The following is a 17,350-nucleotide window of genomic DNA, read 5'->3' as shown; positions in this document are numbered from 1 at the left end:
TTGTTATTTACGGTCCTTGAGCGGCACGAACTTCAGGTCTTCGGGGCCTGTGTAGTTGGCGCTCGGGCGGATGATCTTGCCGTCGATGCGCTGTTCGATGACGTGGCTGGACCAGCCCGAGGTGCGGGCGATCACGAACAGCGGGGTGAACATGGCGGTGGGCACGCCCATCATGTGGTAGCTGACGGCGCTGAACCAATCGAGGTTGGGGAACATCTTCTTGATTTCCCACATGGTGCTTTCCAGGCGCTCGGCGATGTCGAACATCTTGGTGTTGCCCTGCTCCACGGAGAGCTCGCGGGCCACTTCCTTGATCACCTTGTTGCGCGGATCGGAGACGGTGTAGACCGGGTGGCCGAAGCCGATGATCACTTCCTTCTTCTCGACACGGGCGCGGATGTCGGCCTCGGCCTCATCCGGGCTGTCGTAGCGCTTCTGCACTTCGAAGGCCACCTCGTTGGCGCCGCCATGCTTGGGCCCGCGCAGGGCGCCGATGGCGCCGGCGATGCAGGAGTACATGTCCGAGCCGGTGCCGGCGATCACCCGCGAGGTGAAGGTGGAGGCGTTGAACTCGTGCTCGGCGTACAGGTTCAGCGAGGTGTGCATGGCGCGCACCCAGGATTCGCGGGGCTTCTCGCCATGCAGCAGGTGCAGGAAGTGGCCGCCGATGGAGTCGTCGTCGGTCTCCACCTCGATGCGCTTGCCGTTGTGGCTGTAGTGGTACCAGTACAGCAGCGCGGAACCCAGGGAGGCCATCAGCTTGTCGGCGATGTCGCGGGCGCCGGGGTGGTTGTGGTCGTCCTTCTCCGGCGACAGGCAGCCCAGCACGGAGACGGCGGTGCGCATCACGTCCATCGGGTGGGCGGAAGGCGGCAGCTGCTCCAGCGCGGCCTTGACGCCAGCGGGCAGGCCGCGCAGGGCCTTCAGCTTGGCCTTGTAGCCGGCCAGCTCGGCGACATTGGGCAGCTTGCCGTGGACCAGCAGGTGGGCGATCTCTTCGAACTCGCAGCGGTTGGCGAAATCCAGCACGTCGTAGCCCCGGTAGTGCAGGTCGTTGCCGGTACGGCCAACGGTGCACAGGGCGGTGTTGCCGGCGGCGGTGCCGGAAAGGGCCACGGATTTCTTCGGCTTGAAGCCCGGAGTGGTGGTTTCGGTGGTGCTCATCGGTATCTCCTCGAGTCTTTTTGTTCTGTTGCGCGCTGAGCAGGGTGGGCCGGGCGGCGATCGGTTTCAGCCCACCAACAGCGCTGACACGGTGGGCTGAAGCCCACCCTACCTTGCTGGCTCTACTTCTTGCCGGCGGCGAACAGCGCGTCGAGCTTCTGCTCGAAGGCGTGGTAGCCGATGCGGTCGTAGAGCTCCGCACGGGTCTGCATCAGCTCGATCACATCCTTCTGATGGCCGCTCTGGCGAATGGCGGTGTACACGGTTTCCGCCGCCTTGTTCGCCGCGCGGAAGGCCGACAGCGGGTAGAGCTGGATGGCCACGCCAACCGAGGCCAGCTCGTCACGGGTGAACAGCGGGGTGGCGCCGAACTCGGTGATGTTGGCCAGCACCGGCACGTTCAGTTCCTTGACGAAACGCGCGTAGGTGGGCAGGTCGTAGGCGGCCTCGGCGAAGATGCCGTCGGCACCGGCCTCCACGTAGCGCTTGCAGCGCTCGATGGCGGCGTCCACGCCCTCGGCCTGGATGGCATCGGTGCGGGCGATGAGGAAGAAGTCCGGATCGGTCCGGGCGTCAGCGGCGGCACGCACGCGGTCGACCATTTCCTCGCAGGAAACGATCTCCTTGCCCGGTCGGTGGCCGCAGCGCTTGGCGCCGACCTGGTCCTCGATGTGCGCCGCAGCAGCGCCGGCCTTGATCAGGCTCTTCACCGTGCGCTCGATGTTGAAGGCGCTCGGGCCGAAGCCGGTGTCGATGTCCACCAGCAGCGGCAGGTCACAGACATCGGTGATGCGGCGCACGTCGGTGAGCACGTCGTCCAGGGTGTTGATGCCCAGGTCCGGCAGGCCCAGGGAGCCGGCCGCCACGCCACCACCGGAGAGGTAGATGGCACGGAAACCGGCACGCTTGGCCAGCAGCGCATGGTTGGCGTTGATCGCACCGATCACCTGCAGCGGGCTTTCTTCGGCAAGGGCCTGGCGGAAACGCTGGCCGGCGGAGAGCTGGGTCATGAATCACCTCGGGTGTGGGAGGGGTTGGCGAGCGCGTCCTGCCCGTTCTGGGAGCCGAAGTGGCGCTCGATGTTTCGCTTGGAGGCGCCGATGTGACGGCGCATCAGCAGCTCGGCCAGCTCGCCGTCTCGGTCGGCGATGGCATCGAGAATGCGGTGGTGTTCGGCAAAGGCCTGGCGCGGGCGGTTCGGCGTGGCGGAGAACTGGATGCGGTACATGCGCACCAGCTGGTACAGCTCGCCGCAGAGCATGCGGGTCAGGGTCTGGTTGCCGCTGCCCTGGATGATCCGGTAGTGGAAGTCGAAGTCGCCTTCCTGCTGGTAGTAGCCACGCCCGGCCTGGAAGGCCTCGTCGCGCTCATGGGTATCCAGCACCCGGCGCAGTTCGTCGATCTCCGCCTGAGTCATACGCTCGGCAGCCAGGCGGCAGGCCATGCCTTCGAGGGACTCGCGGATCTCGTACAGTTCGATCAGCTCGGTGGGGCTCAGCGACACCACCCGCGCGCCGACATGGGGCACGCGCACTAGCAGCTTCTGCCCTTCCAGGCGGTGGATGGCCTCGCGCAGCGGGCCGCGGCTGATGCCATAGGTACGCGCCAGCTCCGGCTCGGAGATCTTGCTGCCCGGCGCAATCTCGCCCCGGATGATGGCGGCCTGGATACGACGGAAGACGTGCTCGGAGAGGGTTTCCGAGTCTTCGGTCACAGCCAGGGGAGTTTCCAGGGTGGCAGTCATGATTGTCGACACATTCAATTTCAGATGGGCCGAAAAGTACGCCCAAGGCCATTTACTGTCAAACCAAAGACCAACATTGTCGACAATGGTCGAGTGTCGCGAAAAATTCATATAAAGGCGCCACCGCCTTCACAAAGCGCGTGGGCCGTCTGTCGCCGCAGAAAACCCACATGCTAGAATGCGCGCCTCATGCGCCTGGCGAGGCGCCACCGTTTTGCTTGCTAGACTCTTTCGCCAGACGCCGGGGCCATGGTCCTTGCGCCGGGCATCAGGATCCCGAACCGCATCCAAGGACCCATGACTTACAAGCCACTAGCCCTGCTCCTGTGCCTGGCGAGCCTGCCGGGCCTCAGCCTCGCCAACGGCAAGACCGTCTACGGTCTGAACGAATACGCCCGCCTTTCCGACCTTGACCTGGTGATCGCCGCCAAGCTGGACACCGGGGCCAAGACCGCCTCCCTCAGCGCCCGCGACATCAAGCGCTTCAAGAAGAACGGAGAGTCGTGGGTACGCTTCTACCTGGCTATCGACGACGCCCACGCCCACCCGATCGAGCGCCCCCTGGCGCGCATCAGCAAGATCAAGCGGCGTGCCGGCGACTACGACCCCGAGGAAGACGACAACCGTTACACCGCACGCCCGGTCATCGAGCTGGACGTGTGCATGGGCGGCGCCCTGCGGCGGATCGAAGTGAACCTCACCGACCGAAGCGCTTTCCAATACCCGCTCCTGATCGGTTCCGAGGCACTCAAGCGCTTCGATGCACTGGTCGACCCGAGCCTTAAATACGCTGCCGGCCAACCCGGCTGTGCCACTGACGCAAACGCTGCCGAGTAACTCACATGCGCTCTCTTACCCTGCATCTGAAAGTCCTCATCACCCTGCTGGTGACCTTGGGCGTTCTGATAACGGCCTACCAGATCTTCATTCAGGGCATCCCGATCACCGAGGATGAGACCGACGACCTCTGGAACATCGACGCCAAGGTCGAATTCCAAGCCAGCCCGCGCGACCCGATCAAGGTGCAGATGTTCGTGCCGCCGCTGAACCGGGACTACGTCAGCCTCAACGAGAGCTTCATCTCCAACAACTACGGCGTGAGCATCAACCGCGTGGACGGCAACCGCAAGGTGACCTGGTCCGCCCGCCGTGCCAGTGGCAACCAGACGCTCTACTACCGCCTGGTGCTGACCAAGCGCTACAGCGGAGAGAAGCCCAAGGACAAGGGGCCGATCTTCCGCGACAGCATCCCGGTGGAAGGCGCCGAGAAGATCGCCGCCGAAGCCCTGCTGGCGCCCATCCGCCAGCACTCGGCGGACGTCGAGACCTTCATCAGCGAGACCATCAAGCGCGTCAACAACGTCAACGATGACAACGTCAAGCTGCTGCTCGGCGGCGATGCCGGCACGCCGAACAAGGCCAAGGTCATCGAACTGCTGCTGTCCATCGCCCACGTCCCGATGGAGCGCGTGCACACCATCCGCCTGGCCGCCGACCAGCCGCAGAGCCCCGAGCTCTGGCTGCGCAGCTTCAACGGCGAGAGCTGGCTCTACTTCAACCCCGAGACCGGCCAGCAGGGCCTGCCGGGTGACCGCCTGGTGTGGTGGACCGGCGACGAGCCGCTGATCACCGTCGACGGCGGCAAGAAGGCCCAGGTGACCTTCAGCCTGAACAACAGCGAGATGAACGCCATCCGCCTGGCCAAGCTGACTGACGAGAACACCGACGCCGACTTCCTCGAATACTCCCTGTACGGCCTGCCGCTGCAGACCCAGCAGACCTACCAGATCATGATCATGATCCCGATCGGCGTGCTGGTGATCCTCATCCTGCGCAACCTAGGTGGCCTGCAGACCCTCGGCACCTTCACCCCGGTGCTGATCGCCCTGGCCTTCCGCGAGACCCAGCTGGGCTTCGGCATCGCCCTGTTCACCATCATCACGGCGCTGGGGCTGTCGCTGCGCTCCTACCTGGAGCACCTCAAGCTGCAGATGCTGCCGCGCCTGTCGGTGGTACTGACGTTCGTGGTGATCCTCATCGCGGTGATCAGCCTGCTCAGCCACAAGCTCGGCCTGGAGCGCGGCCTGTCCGTCGCCCTGTTCCCGATGGTGATCCTGACCATGACCATCGAGCGCCTGTCCATCACTTGGGAAGAGCGCGGCGGCGGCCATGCCTTCAAGGTCGCCATCGGTACGCTGTTCGCCGCCACCCTGGCGCACCTGCTGATGACCGTGCCGGAGCTGACCTACTTCATCTTCACCTTCCCGGCGGTGCTGCTGATCCTGGTGGGCTTCATGCTGGCGATGGGTCGCTACCGCGGCTACCGCCTGACCGAACTGTTCCGCTTCAAAGCCTTCGTGAAGGACTGAGCCCATGTTCGGCCTGATCAAGACGTGGAAAGCCCTTGAAGCCAAAGGGATCATGGGCATCAACCGACGCAACGCGGACTACGTGCTGAAGTACAACAAACGGCACCTGTACCCGATCGTCGACGACAAGATCATCACCAAGCAGCGCGCCATCGAGGCGGGGATCCACGTACCCGAGATGTACGGGATCATTTCCACCGAGAAGGAGATCGACAAGCTCGACGAGATCATCGGCGAGCGCAACGACTTCGTGATCAAGCCGGCGCAGGGCGCCGGTGGCGACGGCATCCTGGTGATCGCCGACCGCTTCGAAGGCCGCTACAAGACCGTCTCCGGGAAGATCATCAGCCACGAGGAGATCGAGCATCAGATCTCCTCGATCCTCACCGGCCTCTACTCCCTCGGCGGGCACCGCGACCGCGCGCTGATCGAGTACCGCGTGACCCCGGACCCGATCTTCAAGAGCATCAGCTACGAAGGCGTACCGGACATCCGCATCATCGTGCTGATGGGCTACCCGGTGATGGCCATGCTGCGCCTGCCCACCCGCCAGTCCAGCGGCAAGGCCAACCTGCACCAGGGCGCCATCGGCGTGGGCGTCGACCTCGCCACCGGCATCACCCTGCGCGGCACCTGGCTGAACAACAAGATCGCCAAGCACCCGGACACCACCAACGCGGTGGACGGCGTGCAGCTGCCCAACTGGGACGGCTTCATGAAGCTGGCGGCCGGTTGCTACGAGCTGTGCGGCCTGGGCTACATCGGCGTGGACATGGTGCTGGACGTGGACAAGGGCCCGCTGATCCTGGAACTCAACGCCCGCCCGGGCCTGAACATCCAGATCGCCAACGACTGCGGCCTGACCCACCGCGCCCATGCCGTCGAGGCCCGCCTCGAAGAGCTGAAGGCCAAGGGCATCCAGGAGTCCCCGGAAGAGCGCGTGCGCTTCTCCCAGGCGCTGTTCGGCAACGTACGGCCGACGGAAGTCTGACCCGCCCCGCCCCCATGAAAAAGCCCGGCTCGATGCCGGGCTTTTTCATGGGGGCCGCACTCGGCCACCGAGCGGCCAGCACTAACGCACGATGGCCAGCTCGAACGCCCCCTCATCCGAATGCTCATGCACCTGCATGCCGGTCTCGTTCAGGGAGAGGTCCTGCAGCGGGCGCTTGTAGGGCTTGTTGTCCAGGGTCTTCACCGCGCGGTCTTCGTCGGTGGTGAGCAACAGGGCATAGCGCTCGCCCTGGTTGGCGCGGACCTGCACGGTGCCTTCGATGTAGGCGTAGCGGTACCAGGTCTCGCCGTGGAGCTGGTACACCGCGTCGCTCACCAGTCGGGTCGGCCGCTTGGCCTCGTCGAGGAAGAGGATCGACGGGTAGACCACCTGGCGATTGGCGAAGCTGCGGATGCGCAAGCCGTACTCCCGCCCCGAGCGCGGCAGGCGCACGGCGGCGTAGTAGCTGCGCCCCATGGGGAAGGTGAAGCTCGGCGAGAAGCGGTTCAGCTCCTCGTAGCGCGGTTCCTCGGTGGACAGCTCGGTGAAGGCCGAATCGGACAACTGGCCGCAACACTGGTCCACCAGCTCCTGGTAGAGCACGCGGCTGCGCTCCTCGCTGCCTTCCAGCAGGGCCTTCATGGCTTCGTTGGGTTGCCCGTCCAGGGCCGGAAGGATCGGCGCCTTGCGCTCGAACACCACCTCGCGGCTTTCGGTGTAGGCCACGGGCTGGCCGACGCTGGCCACCGCCCTGGTGCCGTCCTTCGGCGGCACCGGCGAGTTGTGGGTGCGCCCCTGGTCGTCCACCCAGGTGTAGTAACCGGTGCCGTTCTCCGGGCGGGAGTAGCCGCGCCCTTCCAGCACATCGGCATCGATGTACTCGCCCGCGCGGTGCCCGCTGGGCAGCAGGTAGTCACGCTGGCCCGCCGGCACCTGGCCGGCGGCGTAGAAGCTGTTCTGCAGGTTGCCGCTGGCATCCACCCAGGTGAAGTAGCGACGCTTCTGCTCGCCACCCGCCGCGCCCCAACCGGCCGCGCCCTGCTCCTTCAGCCGCTCCAGGTCGCTGCGGCTGACGCGCCGGGCCGCTTCCTGTTGCTGCTGGCTGTAGCGGTCGTCGACGAAGCTGTTGTGCACACGGCCGCTGTCGTCGATCCAGGTCAGGTAGCGCCCGCCGCTGGCCTGGGCCGTCGGCAGGATGGAGAAGGCGAGCAGGACGGAGATGAGCGTCTTCATCAGAAGGTCGTCGTGTAGGTGAATGCCATGATCAGCGCCTTGACCGAGGTCTCCACGTTCATCCCGGCGTAGGGGTTGTAGACCATCTTGTCCAGGCCAACGCAGTTCATGTTGCAGCTCTCGCCAGCGGGGGTCCGCTGGGTGGTGACGAAGTAGTTCATCCCCAGGTCGATGGTGGTGTCCTTGTCCCAGCGGTAGCCCAGGCCGAGCCCGTAGAGGTGGGCATCGCCGATGGGGGCCAGCACGTCGGCCTTGTCGTCCGGAATGGCCGAGGGGCGGAACTCGTAGCCGGCGCGCAAGGCCAGGCGGTCGGTCACGTCGTACTGCGCGCCCACCGCCCAGCTCCAGGTGTCGCGGTAGCCGCGGTCCAGGGTGATGCTGGTGGCCGTGGCCTTGCCGCCCCCAAAGGTCTTGGCGATGCGCAGCATGTCCAGTTCGCGGTCGAACTCGATCTCGAAGTCGTTCCAGTCGCTGTAGCCGGACCACTTCAGGTCGAAGTTGAACTGCCAGCGCTCGAACGGCTTGATCTTGATCCCGGTGGAGAAATTGTCCGGGTAGGTCATGGTCAGCGTCGCGTTGCCGGTCTCCTCGTCTGTACGCCCATACGGGAACAACGGGCTGAGGATCTGGCCGAACACCGCCGACTGGAAGCCGCTCCAGAACCCTTGCCATTCCTTGGAGTAGTCCACCCGGTATTTGCCCTGCAGGTGCATGCGGGCCTCGCTCTGGTAGGTGGCGCCCCAGGCGAACCAGTCGGTGGGCTCCCAGAGCACGCCGATGTTCCAGGTGGGCGACAGCGACTCCTGCATGTCCAGGTCCAGGTTGGCGAGCGAGTCGAAGGGGCCGATGCGCCCGCCGCAGACGTTGAAGATGGGGCCGATCATGTCACCCAGGCCCGGTTTGCACAGCACGTCGTGGGCCATGGCCGCGAGGCCGGTGAGCATCCCCGGTGCGCGGAAATCCTCGTTGAGCGCCATGGCCTGGTGGGAGAACCCCACCGACAGCCCCAGGGCCAGCTCGTCGTTCACCTGGTAGCCCACCGATGGCGAGAAGTAGGTAATGCGCTGGATCGCCACCTGGCGCCCCTGGAAGCGCGCCGGGTCGCTGTCCGAGTCCCGCGAGTAGCCCAGCGCCATGGGCGCGTAGACGTTGGTGGCGAAGGTGAACTTGGAGCCCGGCGGGTTGATCGACAGCCCCGCCAGCGGGGCTGCCAGCAGCGGCATGTCGGTCATGCCGCCCATGCCGGGCAGGTACATGGCCGGTGTTAGGGTGCGGCTGCTGGCGCCGGCCACGCTGTCGTTCTTGTAGCCGAAGAAGCCATAGTCGGCGGGCGCATCGAACTTGGCGCGGATGTCCATCACCCCGGCGATCACCTTCACCGTGGTCTGCCGGCCCTTGAGCTTGACCAGGGCCGCCGGGTTGTAGTGCACCGCATCGATCCCGGTGGAGTCGGCCGTCACGGCATTGGCCATGGCCATAGCCTTGGGGTTGCCGATGGTCAGGTCGTTGGCCAACTGCGCCTGCACGCCCCCCGCCCAACCGAGCCCCACCCCCGCCAGCGCCAAGGCCAGCGGCGAAATACGCATCGTCATGTCGTCGCCTCGCCGGTTACTGGGCCTTCAGGCCTTTGATGTCCAGGGGAACGGAGAACCCGAGCATCACGTCCGGGGAGTCCTCGGTCATGCCGAAGCCGGCGTTGATGTTGACGATGTAGTCCGGCGAGGTCCGCAGGCCGAGCGAGAAGTTCATGACCGCGCTGGTCTGCTCGCTGCCTTCGGCCTTGTTGCCGTCGGAGAAGGTGTAGGTGGGGCTCGTGTTGTAGGCCATCTGGTAGGAGGTGGCCAGGGAGACGTCATAGGACAGCGCGTAGGCGAAACCCATGCTCATGGACAGAGTGCCGCCTGGGTCCACGTCCACCAGTTCTCGCCCGCCGACGTTCTGATGGATGTTGTGCACCGGCATGTTGTAGGTGTAGCCGACCGAGCCGAACAGCACGACCGGGTCGATCACATAGGAGGTGTTGGCCCCCACGCCCAGGCTGTAGTAGCCGTTGCCGGTGGAGAGGTCCGACTCGCGGTTGATGTCGTAGGGGCTCTCGCCGGTGGGCAGGCCAAGGGTGGCGAACAGCGTGGTGACCGGCTTGCCACGGGTGGCCGACCAGGGCTGCCAGCGCAGGCTGGCGGACACATCGCCCAGGCTGTAGACGTTCACGTCACGCTCGGTGTCGTACTTGGCGATGAAAGGCAACCGCACGCTGAAGGTGAGGTTGTCCCAGACGCCGTAGTCGAAGGTGAAGGAGTTGGTGAAGGTGTGCTGGGCCTCGCTGCGCGGGATCACGCTGTACACGTTGTTTCCGGTGCGCACCTGCTCGATCTGCACATCCCGGGTCAGCGAGTAGTCGAAGCCGTAGGTGAGCGTGCGCTCGCCCTTCTTCAGCAGCGTGTAGCTCTTCTCCGATGCCTGGAACACCTGCTCCAGCGCCTTGGCGCTGTCGGCGTCACCGTCCTTCTTGCTCAGCGCCTCACGCGCATCGTCCACCGAGCTCTCCTCGGCCCACAGCGGCCCGCAGGCGCCCAGCGCCAGCATGGCCAGCCATGCATAACCCCTCACTCCCATGGCACGGTCCCCTGGTTATTTTTCTAACTTATGCGGGTTCTTCTTTTTACTGGCCGGGACGGCCTGCCGACGGCACGCTCACTTGCGTCGGTAGTAACGGATATCGCCTCCCGAGCCCAACTCGTCCAACTGGTTTTCGGTGAACTTGGTGATCTGCGGAAACTGCTGGAACGCCAGGAGGCTGATGGTCCTGTCATCCACCAGGCGCAGGTCGCGCTCGGTCAGGGCCATCGCGTTACGCGGTTCCGCACCGGTCGGGTAGATCACGAACAGCACGTTCTGGTCCCACACTTCTTCGAATCGGGTGCGGGTGAAGCTGATGTTCCCCAGGGCAGGGTCAGCGATGAACACGTGATCGTTGTAGACGTCGCGCACCACCACGAAATGCTTGAAACCGCCGTAGTGGATCGGGACCAGCGCCGGGTGCTCCAGCTTGTCGAGGTCCTCGAATTCGGCGCGGAAACCGCCGCTCTTGTAGCCCAGGGCGGTGACGAAGCGCTTCATGTCCAGCAGGGAGAACCCCCTTCGCTCGACGATCTTGTCCGCCTCGCCATAGCGCAGCAGCCCCTCCATCACCTGGCGCTCCTGCAGGTTACGCCCCAGGTAGTAGTCCAGCAGGCTGGTCAATGCGGCCGAACCACAGCTGTAGTCGTAGGCCTGGCGGATCACATTGCGGAACTGCAACTGACTCATCGGCTCGATGTTCACGGTCTCCCGGTAAGGACCGTTGGGCGCGAGCGATTGCGTCAGGTTCACGGAACCCTGGGGCTGCGGCTTGGTGTCCACGGCCTGGGTGAAGCCGAACAGGCCCAGCAGGCTGCCAACCAGTATCTCGATCATTGCCGTTCCGAATCAGGACTTGCGATGAGGAAGGTCCCGCCGACGGGGCTCGGCGGGACCTTCCGGGACTACAGGTCGAACGCGCGGATCAGTGACCCCAGACCTTGATGGTGGTGCCGGCCAGGTTCATGTCGTTGACGGCCAGGGAGCCGATGCTGGCAGCAGTGGCATCACCCATGCGGATGGCGCCGACGCTGAGCTGACCGGTGATGGTCGGCAGGGTGATCTGCAGCTTGTCGTTGCCGCCGGCACCGCCGTCGATCACGTCGACCAGGATCGGGGCGCTGTCGGAGATGTTGAAGCCGGTGAAGGCGATGGTGTCCAGGCGCAGGCTGCCGGAAGCGGAGCCTTCCTTGTCGGTGTAGACGACGCTGCCGATGGTGCCGTTGAAGTTACCGGAGATGCTGATGCCATCCTGACCGGTGACGCCCGAGAGGGCGGAGTCATCCATGGCTTTCAAATCAGCCTGGGCCATGAACGGAGCAGCGAGCACAGCAGCGGCGAGAGCCAGTTGTTTGAAGCTTTTCATTGTTTTTATCTCCAAGATTCTCACAGGTGGGTTGCCCCGGGGGCCTGCCGCCTACCTCCTCATCGGCGACAGTTGGATCGGCCTGGCCGATCTCCGTAGCAGGCGCTGCTTCCCTATGCGCTCCCGCTTTGGACTCGGAGCACACAGGGTGCCCCGACCTGATTCCACGTTACCGAGCGCCTGCCCGGCTGCCAGCCCATCCAAGGGATGGAGGATGGCGAGTCGCTACCGCATTGATCTCATCAGGCCTCGCTGAGCAGGCCCAGGCTCTTGCCCTTGAGTACCGCCTGGGTGCGGCTGCGCACGCCCAACTTGGCGAACAGGTTGTGCAAATGCCACTTGATGGTGGCTTCGGAGAGGTGAACCGCCTGGGCGATGTCACGGTTCGACAAGCCGGCCGCCACGAAGCGGAGGATCTCCCGCTCCCGGTGGCTGATGTCCTGGTTGTCGTCGAAGGTCTCCGGATCGACGTTGAGGCGGCGGCACTGCTCGCGCAGGTTGTCGGCCAACCCCTGCCAGACCCCGGCCCGCTTGGGCTCGGCAGCACGCCAGGCCTCCCACAACGGCAGCAACCAGAGCGCGTCGTCCTGGAACAGGCGCCGGTAGCCCCGGTTCCAGGCCTCTTCCAGCACGGGCTGGAACAGGGCGAATGCCTTGTCGCTGTTACCCTTGCGCCAGTACGCCACGGAAAGTAACAGCGACAGGCGCAGGCGGCGGTCACGCTGGTGTTCCGCGCCCTGCCGCGCCAGGCAGGCCTCCAGCACGGACTGGGCCTTCTCCGGCCGGCGCTCACTGAGGGCGAGCCGTGCCTGGGAGAGCGCCAACACCGTATGGGCGTCGGCATAACGGGCCTGGGACAACGGCGCCAGGTGGCGTTCCAGCTGCAGGCAGACCCGCTCGGCCTCGTTGGGCCGGCGCAACCAGAGCAGGAACTGCACCTTGCAGCTCATGCCGTGGGCAAAGACCCGCTCGTAGCCAGGGCCCTGAAGCCCAGCGAGCCAGTCGTCCAGTTGATTGAGAGCCAGCTCCGACTCACCGGCGAAGAACCGCGCCCGCGCCATCACCAACTGACCACGGCTGATCAGCTCCACCGGCGTAGCCACGTCGCGCCAGGTGGTGGCCAGGGGCAGTTCGGCCAGCACGGCGGCGTGGCGGTCCTGTTCGTAGAGCAGGTCGGCGTAGGCCAGCACCAGTGGCCCGCCGACCCGGCTGCGGCGGCCGAACACGCGCTCGACACGACCCCGGGCGACTTCGGCGATGGAGCGCCCACGCTCCAGTTCGCCACTCTCCTTGCAGATCAGCGACTCGATCAGGCTGGTCATGACGTGCAGGTATTCGCTGTCCACCAGGCGCAGGCACTCCCGCGCTGCGGCAATGGAGCCGGCGGCATCACCGAACTCCCCCAGCAACGCATAGGCCGCAGCCTGTACGCAGGCGAGGCTGGCGCGGAACACCGGCTGGTTGTCCGGCACCATGGCCAGCCACTGGCGGGCCACCTTGAGGCAGGCTTCCAGCTTGTCCTGGTAGAGCAGCACCAGGGCCTTGAGCACCTGGGACGCGGCCAGCAGCTCGCCGAGCCCGAAGTGGATGACCTTGCCGCGCCCTTGCAGCAGGCGCGTGCTGACTTCCTCGATCAGCGCCTCGGACTCGGCGAACTTCTGCTCGAAGGCCAGCTGCCAGGCGTAGAAGATCTGGAACACCGGGTGCTCGCGGATCACCTCCGCCGGTACGTCCTTGAGCATGGAGAGGATGCCGTAGACCCGGTTGCCGGCGATCAGCCGCGCGCCCTGGCGCTCCAGCAACTCGGCAGCGAAGCCGAAGTCGCGCCCGCGCAGGGCGTACTTGATGGCGCGATCAGGCAGGTCGTGCCCCTCGCACCAGCGGGCGGCGGCATGCAGCAGGGTCGCGCTGTCGCCGTGTCGCGCCAGGCGCCCCTGGAGGAACTCGGCGAACAGGTGGTGGTAGCGGAACCACTCGCCCTGCTCGTCCAGGGCGATGACGAAGAGCTGCTCGCGCTGCAGGCGCATCAGCATGTCCAGGCCGTCACGCCGGCCGGTCAGGGCGTTGCACAGGTCGGCACAGAATTCGTCCAGCACCGAGGTCTGGTCGAGGAACTGCTGCAAGGTCACCGGCAGGCTGTTGACCACGTCCTCGGCCAGGTAGTCGGCGATGTTGCGCTCGGTGCCGCTGAGGCTGGCGAGGAAGGCCGCGCGATCGGGATGCCGCGCCAGCGCCAGGCTGGCCAGGTGCAGGGCGGTGATCCAGCCCTCGGTGCGTGCGTGCAGTTGCTTGAGCTCGCTGCGGCTGAGTTCCAGCGGGCGCACGTCGCGGAAGTAGGCTTCGGTCTCCTCCAGGGACAGGCGCAGGTCCTCGGCCTGGAGCATGAAGGCTTCGTTCTCGACGAACAGGCTGCGCGGGGTGAAGCGGGTGCTGCTGATCAGGTGCACGTTGCGGGGCAGGCGCTCCACCAGGTGGCGGGCGCCCTGCTCCAGGCTGGCGTGGCGGATGCGGTGGAAGTCGTCGAGCATCAGGTACAGCTCGCCCTCCAGGCGCTGCAGGTCGCTGACGAAGGCGTCGATGATGGCCTCCACCGGCCAGTTCACCTCACCGCAGAGCAGGCCGGCGGTGTTGGCGCCGAAACCGGGGATCACCGCCTCGACGGCAGCCACCAGGTACTGCAGCAGGCGCTGCGGCTCGCTGTCCGACTCGTCGCAGGAGAGCCAGGCAACCCGCGCGCCCTCGCGCTGCAGGGCCTCGCGGAACAGGCTGAGCACAGTGCTCTTGCCGAAGCCGGCCGGCGCGCTGAGCACCAGCACGCGGCGCTCACGCGCCTCCCACAGGCGGTCGATCAGCGCCTGGCGCGGCAGGCGCGGCTGCCCGCCGACTTCCGGCGGGTAGAGCTTGGTGCGCAGCAGGTGGAACGGCTGGCTGACGCTGCTCACTGCAGCAGCCCCAGTTCCCGGGCCCGACGGATGGCCTGGGTGCGATTGCGCACCTTGAGCTTCTCGTAGATGTTGTGCAGGTGCCATTTGACGGTCCCCAGGGCCAGCGAGAGCTGCTGGCCGATCTCCTCGTTGGAAAGCCCTTCGGCGGCCAGCAGCACGACCTCGCGCTCACGCTCGGTCAGCCCCTCCTCCAGCACGTCCTGGGCCTTGCGTACGTCCTGCCCCGGCCAGATGGCCAGCAATTCGCGGATGAAGCCCTGCAGGGAGGGCTGGCGCTCGGCCGCCTCCAGCTGTTGCAGCAGCAAGCGGATGGCGTCGCCCTCTTCGACGAACAGGCTGCGGATGCCTTCGCGCTCGGCACTCAGCAGGCATTGCACCAGCAGGCTGTGGGCGCGCTCCTGGTAGCCGAGGCGCTGGTAGCTCAGCGCTGCCAGCAGGTCGAGCCGCAAGCGCTGCAGGCCGTGCCAGCCGGGCAGTAGCTGGGCGCGCAGCTGGTTGATCTCGTGCAGTGCCTCACTGTAGTGCCCCCGCGCCTGCTGCAGGCGCACCCGCAGCAGGCCCTGGGTCCAGAGCACCGGATTGAAGCCGCGGCGGACGTAGTCGGCGGCGAGCTTGTCCCAGTCCACGGTCTTGAGGCGCTGCTCGGCGCGCTTGATGCGGTCGGTGGCCGGCTCCTGCAGGATCAGCGTCACCTCGTCGGCCACCGCCTGGGCATAGAAGCGCCAGGACTGGTTGCGGGCAGCCAGGTTCTGCATCAGCACCAGGGTGGCCTGGGCCTCCTTGGAGCGGTCCTGCATGCGCTGGACACGGGCGAGGAACAGCATGCCCTGGGCGTAGATGTCGATCGGCTTGATCACGTCGACATGCCCGAGGGCCCAGCGCAGGCGCTCCTCCAGGCCGTCCAGGCGGCCCTGGTGGTAGGCGATCAGCGCTTCGATGATGGCGGGCAGGGCCAGGGCGCGGGAGCGTTCGTCGAACAGCGGCACCAGGCGCGCGCGCATCTGCTCGTGGAGCAGCTGTGCCTGCTTGACCTGGCCCTGCTCCAGGGCGAGCAGCACCTCGACGTTGCCCAGTTGCATGTCGAGGTAGCGCCCTTCGAGGAAGTGGTTGCGTTGCTGCGCCAGGGCCAGCAAACGGCGGGCCTGGTCGGGCTGGGCGAGGATCGACAGCGCCAGGGCGCCAATGACCAGCATGGCCACTTCGAGGAAGGCCTCGTTCTGGCCCAGATGGCCTTCGACCTTGCGCGCCAGGGTCACGCACAGGTCGAGATCGTCCTTCTGCAAGGCGATGGCAGCCTTGACCGCCAGGGCTGCCAAGTATTTGTCGCTGAGGGGAGCCTGGCCGCCCTCCCCGCCCCAGCGGGCGAGCAGGTCGTCGAGCATCTGGTTGGCTTCGGGCAGCGCCAGTTCGGTGGCGCGGTTCCACACGTCGGCCAGCACCAGGGTGGGGTAGCGCGCGGCGATGTCGTCCGGCACCTGCTGGCGCCAGCGGTAGATCTGGTTGAGCTGGCCGCGGTTGATCAGCTCCAGGCCGCAACCATCCACCAGGGCCGCGAGCATCTCGGGGTCCTCGGCCAGGCAGGCGTGCTCGATGGCGAGGTTCTGCATGTGGTGGTTGGTGAACCACAGGCTGGCGTTGAAGTGCAGCTGCTGGAAGCGGTCCGGGTCGCGGGCGCGCAGCCGGCCCCGGAGGAAGTCAGCGAACAGGTGGTGGAAGCGATACCACTGGCGCTCGCGGTCCAGGGGCAGGAGGAACAGCTGCATGGTCTCCAGCCGCTCCAGCAGGGCCTGGCCATCGCTGCGCCCGGTGAGGGCATTGGCCAGGTCGCCGCTGAGCTGGCTGGCGATGCCCAGGGCCAACAGGGCTTCCTGCAGGTCGGCGGACAGTTGCTCGAACACGGAGGTGAGCAGGTAGTCACCCACGGCGGCCTGGTCGGCACCCAAGGTCTGCACCTGCTCGGCGGCCTGGGGCTGGTGGCGCAGCCAGAGGCTGGCCAGGTGCACGCCGATCATCCAGCCCTCGGTGCGCTGGTGCAGTGCGGCCAGGGTGGCGTCGTCCAACACGATGCCACTGCGCTCCAGGTAGGCGCGGGTTTCGTCCTCGGTCAGGCGCAATTCGTCCAGCCCCACCTCCAGCAGCCAGCCCTTGGCCCGCAGGGTGGCCAGGTTCATCGGCGGCAGGGAGCGGCTGCCGACAGCCAGGCTGAAACCCGGTGGCGCCAGCTTCACCAATCGGCTCAGGGCATTGAAGATTTCGGCATCGGTGACCAGGTGCAGGTCGTCCAGCACCAGCAGCAGCGGCTGGTCGAGGGCGGAAAGCCCCACCAGCAGGCTCTCCAGCACCGCTGCGACGGGCACTTGCATGGTGTTCTGCAGGAAGGCGCGGGCAGGATCGGCCAGGCCGGGCACGGCCTCGTCCAGCGCATGGCTGAGCTTCAGGAAGAAACGCGCGGGATCGTCGTCCTCGCTGCCCAGCGAGAGCCAGGCCACGAGGCTGCCGGCCTGCCGACGTTGTTCGGCAAGCGAAGCCAGGGCGGTGCTCTTGCCGAAACCGGCCGGAGCCGAGAACAGCAGCAGTCGAGCTTGAGGGTATGCCGCCATGGCCGCCTGGATCTGCGGTCGTGGCAAATGGCCGGCAGACGCCTGGGGCGTCATCGTTTGCGAGCGCAAGAAGCTGCCGGCTGCGGGGTCGAGAACTGCATCCACGGCCTGTATCCCTGTGTCTTTATCATTGTGGGACGGGGAGTTCCCCCCGCGGGACCTGTCCATAATTATCAGAATGCATTTCCTGCGTAAACTTGGGAAATCGCTCTAGCATCGACTCTACAGCCGTACCTGAGGCGGTCTTGAAAATGTCCGTTTCACCCTGGCAAGCATGCCGTGTCCGGGACGGCTACAAGGCAAAATTGGAACTTTTTCA

13 protein-coding genes are annotated in these 17,350 nt (G+C 66.0%); 3 read left to right on the top strand and 10 right to left on the bottom strand.

Translation table 11 applies throughout. The annotated features are described in order from the left end of the window. Positions 1-3: 3 nt before the first annotated feature. From prpC to RTK35_RS22200, 3 genes are all read right to left on the bottom strand, one after another. The gene (gene prpC / locus RTK35_RS22210; RefSeq protein ID WP_074968784.1) at positions 4-1,164 is read right to left on the bottom strand and encodes a 2-methylcitrate synthase; all 1,161 of its coding nucleotides are present in this window, start codon (positions 1,162-1,164) and stop codon (positions 4-6) included. A gap of 122 nt (positions 1,165-1,286) precedes the next feature. Next, complete coding sequence (prpB, locus tag RTK35_RS22205; protein ID WP_044401609.1) at positions 1,287-2,174, bottom strand: methylisocitrate lyase; 888 nt, start codon at positions 2,172-2,174, stop codon at positions 1,287-1,289. Further along, complete coding sequence (locus tag RTK35_RS22200; protein WP_316909002.1) at positions 2,171-2,908, bottom strand: GntR family transcriptional regulator; 738 nt, start codon at positions 2,906-2,908, stop codon at positions 2,171-2,173. The genes prpB and RTK35_RS22200 overlap by 4 nt, the downstream gene beginning before the upstream one ends. A 297-nt stretch (positions 2,909-3,205) precedes the next feature. On the opposite strand from RTK35_RS22200, the gene RTK35_RS22195 reads away from it, so the two are divergent. The 3 genes from RTK35_RS22195 to RTK35_RS22185 are packed head-to-tail and all read left to right on the top strand — an operon-like array spanning position 3,206 to position 6,268. Further along, complete coding sequence (locus RTK35_RS22195) at positions 3,206-3,745, top strand: ATP-dependent zinc protease (protein ID WP_044401603.1); 540 nt, start codon at positions 3,206-3,208, stop codon at positions 3,743-3,745. 5 nt (positions 3,746-3,750) lie between these two features. Continuing rightward, entirely contained in the window at positions 3,751-5,277 is a 1,527-nt protein-coding gene (locus RTK35_RS22190; RefSeq protein WP_044401600.1) for an inactive transglutaminase family protein, read from the top strand. A 4-nt stretch (positions 5,278-5,281) separates the two neighbouring features. After that, on the top strand, positions 5,282-6,268 hold the full coding sequence (locus RTK35_RS22185; RefSeq protein ID WP_044401597.1) for an alpha-L-glutamate ligase-like protein: 987 nt from the start codon (positions 5,282-5,284) through the stop codon (positions 6,266-6,268). Positions 6,269-6,349: 81 nt separating this feature from the next. On the opposite strand, the gene RTK35_RS22180 is transcribed toward RTK35_RS22185, so the two are convergent. From RTK35_RS22180 to RTK35_RS22150, 7 genes are all read right to left on the bottom strand, one after another. After that, complete coding sequence (locus RTK35_RS22180; protein ID WP_316909001.1) at positions 6,350-7,501, bottom strand: MalM family protein; 1,152 nt, start codon at positions 7,499-7,501, stop codon at positions 6,350-6,352. Continuing rightward, entirely contained in the window at positions 7,501-9,093 is a 1,593-nt protein-coding gene (locus tag RTK35_RS22175; protein WP_316909000.1) for an outer membrane protein transport protein, read from the bottom strand. Before RTK35_RS22175 ends, RTK35_RS22180 begins: the two co-directional genes overlap by 1 nt. A 16-nt stretch (positions 9,094-9,109) precedes the next feature. Continuing rightward, the gene (locus tag RTK35_RS22170; RefSeq protein WP_044401589.1) at positions 9,110-10,117 is read right to left on the bottom strand and encodes a flagellar protein FilC; all 1,008 of its coding nucleotides are present in this window, start codon (positions 10,115-10,117) and stop codon (positions 9,110-9,112) included. A 78-nt stretch (positions 10,118-10,195) separates the two neighbouring features. Next, positions 10,196-10,957: a C39 family peptidase gene (locus RTK35_RS22165; protein WP_044401586.1), complete on the bottom strand. Its 762-nt coding sequence runs from the start codon at positions 10,955-10,957 to the stop codon at positions 10,196-10,198. Between the two features lie 88 nt (positions 10,958-11,045). Then, a complete protein-coding gene (locus RTK35_RS22160; RefSeq protein ID WP_044401583.1) occupies positions 11,046-11,486 on the bottom strand; it encodes a DUF6160 family protein in 441 nt (146 codons plus the stop codon). A gap of 242 nt (positions 11,487-11,728) precedes the next feature. Then, positions 11,729-14,428, bottom strand: a complete 2,700-nt coding sequence (locus RTK35_RS22155; protein WP_368735364.1) for a helix-turn-helix transcriptional regulator — start codon at positions 14,426-14,428, stop codon at positions 11,729-11,731. Then, a complete protein-coding gene (locus tag RTK35_RS22150; protein WP_316908999.1) occupies positions 14,425-17,136 on the bottom strand; it encodes a LuxR C-terminal-related transcriptional regulator in 2,712 nt (903 codons plus the stop codon). The genes RTK35_RS22155 and RTK35_RS22150 overlap by 4 nt, the downstream gene beginning before the upstream one ends. Positions 17,137-17,350 lie beyond the last annotated feature (214 nt).

The sequence above is a fragment of the Pseudomonas sp. zfem003 genome, from assembly GCF_032621675.1.
Lineage (GTDB): Bacteria > Pseudomonadota > Gammaproteobacteria > Pseudomonadales > Pseudomonadaceae > Metapseudomonas > Metapseudomonas otitidis.
Note: the sequence above shows the minus strand (reverse complement) of the source record. Positions and strands in the feature narration are given on the sequence as shown.